The sequence below is a fragment of the Glycomyces sp. YM15 genome (assembly GCF_016918015.1).
Classification (GTDB): domain Bacteria; phylum Actinomycetota; class Actinomycetes; order Mycobacteriales; family Micromonosporaceae; genus Glycomyces.
In genome coordinates this window covers 125282-133454 of sequence record NZ_JAERMK010000003.1, presented here as the reverse complement: position 1 = coordinate 133454, position 8173 = coordinate 125282, and the positions used below count along the sequence as shown (strand labels likewise).

The following is an 8173-nucleotide window of genomic DNA, read 5'->3' as shown; positions in this document are numbered from 1 at the left end:
GGCCGCACGCTCTCTCGTCAGGCCTGTCGGGGTAATGTCGGTCTCCTTGTGTCAAGTGGCGGGAGGCCGCCGGGCCGGAGCGATCACTCCGGCCCGGCGGCCTCCTGATGCGACAGCGCTGTAGTCGATCAGCGCACCAGTTTGGCCGGGCCGGTGGCCCACTGCATGAGGTATTCGAGCGGTCCGCGCTTGAAGAACCGCGACCACACGAAGGCGAACGCGATGCCCACCGCGCAGAACCAGCCCCACACCGCCAGTGCCGCGGTGACCGCGCCGCCGTCGCTGTTCGACGGGACGTGGTTGAGGGCCCACAGGTGGGCGACGTACAGGGTCAGGGACATCGCCCCGGCCGCCGTGATCGGCGTCAAGAGCTTGCGGGCGAGGGCGGACCGGTCGAGCAGGGCGACCGATCCGACGATCACCAGCATCGCGATGCCGAGGTTGCCCAGCAGCTCGAACGCGGTGCCCGAGTGCGGCGAGGCCGAGAGCAGGAACTGCAGCATGTCCGACGACCACGGATCGAATCCGCTCATCGAATCGGACCACGTGCCGGACGAGCCCGAACCGCTCATCCCGGTCGAGCCCGAGCCCGTCGAGGACGACGCCGTACTCGCACCGGAGGAGCCGGATCCGCCGCTCATAGAGCCGCCGCCCATGCCGCCTCCCGCGAACAGGACCTTCTGCAGCACCCACGAGAGTCCGTAACCGGCCAGCGCCAGTCCGGCGCCGACCGAGGCCATGCCGATGCGCACCCGCTTGGCGGACAGGTCGAGCTTGGCGATCGCCATGCCCGCGAAGATGTAGGCGAGCCAGGGGACGGCCGGGTAGAGGCCGGTGAACAGCAGTCGGCCGAGGCCGTCGGCGCCCATGCGGGTGATCGGGTCGTGCGCGTTGAGCGCGGTGACGAACGCCGGCTGCGCCATGGAGATCCAGTAGAAGACCACGGAGCCGACGACCGCGAACGCGGCCGAGAGGACCGCCAGCGTCTTGACGCCGCACCGCACGAACGGCAGCGCGAGCAGGAAGAACAGACCGTAGAACGCCAGAATGACGATGTCGGTGTGCAACCAGAGGGTCAGCGCCGTACCCAGGGCGATCAGCAGGACCGCCCGGATGACGATCTTCACGATCCGCTGCCGGCGCTCGAGCGCCGGCAGCGGGCGGCGGCCGCCCGCGAGCAGGACCAGCGACAATCCGGCCAGGATCGCGAACAGGGCCGACGAACGGCCGTGCGGAATCTGCATGATCGTGTTGACCACGGGATCCTTGAACTCTTGCATCGGTCCCACGTGCGCGTAGAACATGCCGAAGATCGCCAGCGCGCGGGCCAGGTCGAGCCCGAGCACGCGGCCGAGCGCGCCGCCTTGCGGTGGTTTCGGTTCGGGCGGCGTCTCGCGGTCGGTGCGGACCAGCCGCAGTGTCCGCTCGCTCCGCACGGTGTCGGTGTCAGTCATGGACTCAGCTTGCGGCGGCGCGGGCGCACTTCCCATCCGGCGAAGGGCCGCCGCGCCTCCGCAGACGGCGGGAACCGCTCCCCCCTGGCGGGGACTCCTCGCCCGCCGACCGACCGAAGCACCCCCGCCGACCGGCGGCAATCGCCGCGGAACGGCCGCGACGGAAGCGCGGCGGGGTCCGGCCGTGCTACGAATCGATCCGTGGAACCGACAAGCGAGGAGCGGCCGTGATCCGGGTACTGATCGTCGACGACGAGGCGTTGATCCGCAGCGGCATCGAGCTCATCCTCAACGCCGCACCGGACATCGAGGTCGTCGGCGCGGTCACCGGCGCCCGCGCGGTGGCCGAGGCCGAACGCCTGCACCCCGACATCGTCCTGCTCGACATCCGTATGCCTGATGTGGATGGTCTGACGGTGCTCGACCGCATGCGTTCGAAGCCTTCGCCGCCCGTGGTCGCCATGCTCACCACCTTCGACAACGACGAGTACGTGGCCGCCGCCCTCCACCGGGGCGCGGCCGGGTTCCTGCTCAAGGACACCGCCCCCGACCACCTGGCCCTGCAAGTGCGCACGCTCGCCGCCCACGGCGTGGTCCTCTCCCCCAAAGTCACCTCCACCGTCGTCGACGGCTTCCTCGCCTCGGCCCGCAGGCGGCCCGCCGACACCGGCCTCATCGACACCTTGACCGACCGGGAGCGGACCGTCCTCGTGCAGCTCGCCGACGGACTGTCCAACGCCGACATCGCCGCCCGCCTCTACCTCGGCGTCGGCACCGTCAAAGACCACGTCTCGGCGATCCTCACCAAACTCCAGGTCGCCAACCGGGTCCAGGCCGCGCTCCTGGCCGAACGCGCGGGCCTGCTCGACAGAGGCGAGCAGCGATGAGCTCGGTCGCGGCCCGCCTGACGGCCTGGTGGCATTCGGGCTCACGCGGGCCCGCCGTACTCCTCGACGCGGCCCTCATCGCCGTGGCCGGGGCCGACCTGTGGTTCAACCACATGCCAGGGAACTGGTGGGACGACGCCGTACTCGTGGCCGGGGTGCTCGCTCTGGCGGTGCGTCGCCGGTTCCCGTTGGCGGTCTTCATCGCCACACTGCCGATGCCGCTGCTGATGGGCCAGTCGGCGGCGTCGCTCATCGCGCTGTTCACGGTCGCGTGCTCGACGCGGAACCGGTGGCTGCTGAGCGGGTGCGCCTTGGTGTACGCGGGCTTGACGATCGCCCCGTGGTGGGGCGGCGGCGACATCCTCGCCGAATCGGCCTTGCCGGTGTGGGGCGTGTACTCGCTGGCGCCCGCGGGTGCGGCGGTCTTCCTGGGACAACTGGTGCAGACCAAGCAGGAACTGTCACGGCGCCTGGAGGAGATCAGCGAGGTCCGCGAGCACGAGCAGGCGCTGGCGACGCAGCGGGTGCTGGCGCAAGAGCGCGCCCACCTGGCCCGGGAGATGCACGATGTCGTCTCGCACCAGGTGAGCCTGATCGCGGTGCGGGCCGGGGCGTTGCAGGTGAGCACCGAGGAATCGGTCTCGAAGGAAGCCGCCGACACGATCCGGACGCTGGCGGCTCGCACGCTGGACGAGTTGCGGTACATGGTGAGCGTGCTGCGCGCAGGAGGCGGCGCGGGCAACGGTCTCGCACCACAGCCCACACTCGAGCAGCTCGGCGAACTCGTCGACAACGCCGGCATGGGGGCCGAGCTGGAGACGGGACCGCTGCCGGAGCTCAGCCCCCCGGTGCAGCGGGCGATCTACCGCACCGTGCAGGAAGCGCTGACGAACGCCCGCAAGCACGCTCCCGGCGCCGCGGTCCGCGTCCAGGTCGCCCAGTACGACGGTGCCGTACTGGCAGAGGTCGTCAACACGGCACCGAAACGACCGGTGATGCCGCTGCCCAGCGCAAAACACGGACTGATCGGCCTCAGACAGCGCGCGGAACTGCTCGGAGGAGCATTCGAAGCAGGGCCGACGAACACAGGGGGCTGGAGGGTCGCGCTGCGCGTGCCGCTGCAGGCGATGGCCTGAGCATCCGAGTGCTTGCTCCTGCTCTTCTGACCCGCCGCCCGGACTGTGGTGCCGCAGGCACGTCGGTTGCATCCGACCGGCCTGCAGCTCCACTGATCTCCCGCAACTCACCGGAGACCCTCACCTGCTTCCCCGGCAGCGGACCGACAGGCGGCGCTCGGTGCGCACGGTGTGCGCTATCCTCGCCGGGAGCTGCAGGAGGTTGCCATGGCTGAACCGTCGATCCCGTCCGTATGGGCTCGCGAGGTCACTGCGAAGCCCGCCGGGCTCAGCCGCGAGCGGATCGTGGCCGCAGCGCTGAAGCTGCTGGACGCGGAGGGCTTGGCGGCGTTGAGCATGCGCTCGCTGGGGAAGCGGCTCGACGCGGGCGCGACCTCGATGTACCGGCACGTCGCCAACAAGGACGAGCTCCTCGAACTGGTCGTGGACGAGGTGTACGGCGAGGTGGCGGTGCCCGAGCCGGGTGGACGGGACGGCTGGCGCGACGGGGTCGCCGCTGCGGCGCGGAGCCTGCGTGCGATGGCGCTGCGCCACAAGTGGGTGACCGGAGTGCTCGGGCAGGTAGGTCTGGCCTACTTGGGTCCCAATCTCTCTCGGGTCTCACAGCGGATGCTCGACGTGTTCGGCGCGGGCGGGTTCGACCCGCTGGAGGCCGATCAGGCGATGAGCGCTGTCACCGCCTACGTGGTCGGCACCGCGACCAGTGAGGCCGCGTGGCTGGACCTGGTCGACCGCAGCGGCAAATCCGAGGCGGAACTCGTTGCGGGACTGCGGGAGACGCAAGACCACCTGAACGAGACGGCCGCCGCCGGGGCGTACGACGACCCGGCCGCGTACCGCGAGGACGCCTTCGCGTTCGGGCTGGACCTGATCTTGGACGGGCTTCAAGCCCGGCTCGACCGCAAGCCCTGACCTCGATCACCAGGACGGGCGGCGCGAAAGCGCCGCCCGTTTTCCTTGCGCTCCAAACAGTTCGATGCCAACGCGCGGCCCCTCTTGCACACCGCTCAACATGATGCGTACAGTGTTCTCATGAAGCGCACAGTGTGCGCAAGCTGAGGAGGACATGATGACCGACGCTGCAACCGAACCGCGCCGATCGCCGGGGCGCCGCCTGATCGGCGGCCTCGGGCGCGGACTCGCCTGGGCCACCGCCGCACTGACCATCCTGATCGGACTCGCGTTCTTCAGCGGCCCGATCCCGCTCGGTCCCGCCGAGGACACGGTGAGCGTGGTCGCGATGCTCGTACCCTGGTTGACCGGCACCCTGATCGTGTTCGGCCTTATCGGGATCGCCATTGCCATATGCGCGTGGCGGGTTCGGCGCCGGGCGCTCGCGACCGCCGGGATCCTCGCGGGGATCTCGGCCTCGCTCATGTGCGCCGTCCCATGGATCGCCGCGGGACGCGACGCCGACGTGTCCTGGGGCGAGTACTTCGCCGCCGCGCCGGAGGCGATGCCGGACGCGACCGAGACCTACGCGACAGTGGACGGTCAGGATCTCGAAGTCGACGTCTACGAGCCCGCTGACACCGGCGGCCCGGCGCCCGCGATCGTCTACGTGCACGGCGGCGGCTGGTCCGGCGGATCGCGATCCGAAAGCGCCCCTTGGCAGCAGTGGCTGGCCGACCAGGGCTACGCGGTCTTCTCGATCGACTACCGGCTCGCTTCTCCGCCGCGCTGGCAGGACGCGGTGGGGGACGTCAAGTGCGCACTTGGATGGGTGCGCGCCAACGCTGCGGCGTTCGGGGCCGATCCCGCCACCGTCTCGCTCGTCGGCGACTCCGCGGGCGGGCACCTCTCGATGATGGCCGCCTACACCGTCGGCGACCCGGGGTTCACGCCCTCATGCGCCGTCGAGGACGCTCCGGTGGCCTCGGTGTCGTCCTGGTTCGCTCCCACCGACCTCACCACGCTCGCGGCCGACTCGGACATGCCCGCCAGTGCCGAGGGCTACCTCACCCCGTTCCTCGGCGCGCGCCTGGACGAGGAACCCGGCCGCTACGAGACGGCCTCGCCGCTGACCCATGTGGACGCCGAAGCGCCTCCAACGATGATGGTGCAGGGCGAAGCAGATCGGCTCGTGTCACTCGACCAGGGCGCGGTGCTGGCGCGAGCGCTCAGGGCGGCCGGCGTCCCGGTCTCGGAGCTGGACCTGGCATGGTCGCATCACGGCTTCACCGGCCGGTGGGGCTCGTGGGGTTCGCAGGCGCTGCGGCCGGCGACGCTGGAATTCCTCGGTGAGTACGCGCGATAGCTCTCGACGAGCTGTCCGGAGACTACTCGCCCGGTCTCAGACCTGAGGCCGGGCGAGCAGGGGCGGCGAAGCGTCGTACTGGCGGTCGGCTTCTGTCCTGGGGTGGTTCAGCGGGAGTGCGAAGCCGCTTCCGGCTCGCGTTCGGGCGGGCGGGCCGCTTCGGGGCGTCCTTCGACGTCGAGCTGAGGGAGCCGGCGGTCCATGGCGCGCGGCAGCCACCACGCCTTCGGACCGAGCAGGCGCATCACCGCCGGGACCGCCAGACATCGGATCACGACGGCGTCGATCAGCACCGCGACGGCCAGCGCGAAGCCCGCTTGCTGCAGCATCCGGTCAGGCATCATCGCGAACGACCCGAACACCACGATCATCACCGCCGCGGCCGCTGTGATCACTCCGCCGGTGTGGGCGAGTCCTTCGCGGACGGCGTGCTGCGCGTCGCCGGTCGCCGTCCAGATCTCGCGCATCCGCGACAGCAGGAACACCTCGTAGTCCATTGACAGGCCGAACACGATGGCGAAGATGAAGACCGGCATGAACGCCTCGATCGGGCCGGGGTCGGCCCACAGCCACCCGTCCTGGTAGACCAGCTTCATCGCGCCAAGGGCGGCGCCGATAGAGAGCACGTTGAGCACGGCGGCCTTGGCCGCGATCACCGCCGACCGAAACACGCTCAGCAGCAGCAGACCGGACAGTCCGATCACGACGATGACGAACAGCGGGAAGCGGTCCGCGATCGCTCCGGAGTAGTCGATGGTGGCCGCAGTGGGACCGCCCACCAGGTGGGGCTCGCCGAGCTCGTCGCGCAGGTCGGTGACCAGTTCGGCGGTGGCCTCATCCTGGGGCGAGGTCGTCGGTTCGGCCCGGATCAGGAATACGCCGTCGGCGATGGGCGTCGGAGGGCTCACGCGTTCGGCCACGATGCCGGGATCTGCGGCGATGACCGCGTGAGCGGCCTCCGCCTGTTCCCGGGTGCCCTGTGTGACGATCAGCAACGGCCCGTTGGCGCCGGGCCCGAAGCTCTCGCTGATGAGGTCGTACGCCGCCCGCGTCGTGGTGTCCTCGCCGTCGTTGCCGGCGTCGTTGAATCCCAGGTGGATGCCCAGTGCGGGGGTCGCCAACGCACCAAGCGCGATCACCGACACGAGCAATGCCGGCCAAGGCTTGCGCTGCACGAATCGTGCCCAGCGGCGCCAGCGTTCGCCGGGTTCGCGGCTGGTCTTGGCCGCGCGCTTGCGGACCTGCTTCTCGATCCGCTTGCCGAACAGTCCGAGCAGTGCGGGCAGGAGGGTCAGGGAGGCGACCATCGTCACGAGCACGGTCACGGCGACCGCGGTCACCATTCCCTCGAACGCGGCGATGCCGAGCGTGAACAGCCCGGCCATGGCGAGGATGACACTGGCGCCGGCGAAGAGCACCGAGCGCCCCGCGGTGGCCAGGGCCGTCGCCGTGGCCTCGGGCCGGTCCGCGCCTCGCAGCAGTTCGCCGCGGTAGCGGCTGAAGACCAGGAGGGCGTAGTCGATGCCGACGCCGAGTCCGACCAGGACCAGCAGCGCCGTCGTGTAGTCGGGGATTGCGATCAGGTGGGAGAGCAGCGCTGCGAGTCCGAGCACGGTGCCGACGGCGAAGACCGCGGTGATCAGCGGCAGGCTGGCCGCGAGGAATGAGCCGAACATGAAGATCAGGATCACCAGTGCCGCGAGCATCCCCGCTCCCTCTGCTCCGGACCCTCCGCCGTTCTCGACTTTCCTGATGCCCTTGCCTTCGAGTTCCACCTGCAGGCCGTCGGCGCTATAGGAGCCCGCGACTTCGATGAGCTCGTCGTAGGTCTCGTTCGGGGCGCCGCCCCGCTCGACGTCCAGTGCCACGTCGACCAGTGCGACCGTGCCGTCGGCCGAGACGGTGCCGAGCCGCGGGTCGGGCGGCGTGACCTGCTCGACGTGGTCGATGGCCGCCAAGCCCTCGCTGAGCCCGGCGAGGTCCACGTCGGCGTCCCAGCCTCGCTCGTCGTGGAGCACCACGGTGACGCTGTCGCCGTTCTGTTCGGGACGGTGCCGTTCCAGCAGGTCGGCCATCGCCTGCGACTGGCTGCCGGGCAGGGAGACGTCGCTGCCGTTGCTGTAGTCGTCGCCGATCGCCTGCGCTGCAAAGGTGACGCCGACGAGGACGGCGACCCAGGAGATCAGGGCCGTCCAGCGGTGCCGCTGTGCGAGTCCGGCCAACCGACGCATCCCGGTGGGGCGGGCGCGCGACGCCATCGGGCGGTCGGGGACCGCATCGGCTCGGTCGTGGCCCTGATCGGGTCGGGGCGCATCGGTCATGGAAGCCTCCATAGATGGGTGTCGTCGCTGTCCATCGTCGCGCTCCGGCGGAGGGTCCGTCTTCGGTCGGCGGATGGCGGCGTCTACGCAGATTCGCGTAGCGACCTGCATCCCTGCC

6 protein-coding genes are annotated in these 8173 nt (G+C 70.3%); 4 read left to right on the top strand and 2 right to left on the bottom strand.

Annotated elements, in window-relative coordinates:
• Positions 1-128: 128 nt before the first annotated feature.
• Positions 129-1454, bottom strand: coding sequence for a heparan-alpha-glucosaminide N-acetyltransferase domain-containing protein (locus tag JHY01_RS04955; RefSeq protein WP_205324498.1), 1326 nt, complete (start codon positions 1452-1454; stop codon positions 129-131).
• Positions 1455-1681: 227 nt separating this feature from the next.
• Here JHY01_RS04955 and JHY01_RS04950 point away from each other — a divergent pair, with 227 nt between their 5' ends.
• The 4 genes from JHY01_RS04950 to JHY01_RS04935 all read left to right on the top strand — a co-directional run bounded on the left by JHY01_RS04950 (position 1682) and on the right by JHY01_RS04935 (position 5734).
• A complete protein-coding gene (locus JHY01_RS04950) occupies positions 1682-2341 on the top strand; it encodes a response regulator transcription factor (RefSeq protein WP_205324497.1) in 660 nt (219 codons plus the stop codon).
• Positions 2338-3477: a sensor histidine kinase gene (locus JHY01_RS04945; protein ID WP_205324496.1), complete on the top strand. Its 1140-nt coding sequence runs from the start codon at positions 2338-2340 to the stop codon at positions 3475-3477. The genes JHY01_RS04950 and JHY01_RS04945 overlap by 4 nt, the downstream gene beginning before the upstream one ends.
• Positions 3478-3684: 207 nt before the next feature.
• Positions 3685-4389, top strand: coding sequence for a TetR/AcrR family transcriptional regulator (locus tag JHY01_RS04940; protein ID WP_205324495.1), 705 nt, complete (start codon positions 3685-3687; stop codon positions 4387-4389).
• Positions 4390-4546: 157 nt separating this feature from the next.
• Positions 4547-5734: an alpha/beta hydrolase gene (locus JHY01_RS04935; RefSeq protein ID WP_205324494.1), complete on the top strand. Its 1188-nt coding sequence runs from the start codon at positions 4547-4549 to the stop codon at positions 5732-5734.
• A gap of 107 nt (positions 5735-5841) precedes the next feature.
• Here the strand turns inward: JHY01_RS04935 and JHY01_RS04930 are convergent, their stop codons facing one another.
• Positions 5842-8055, bottom strand: coding sequence for an MMPL family transporter (locus JHY01_RS04930; RefSeq protein ID WP_205324493.1), 2214 nt, complete (start codon positions 8053-8055; stop codon positions 5842-5844).
• Positions 8056-8173 lie beyond the last annotated feature (118 nt).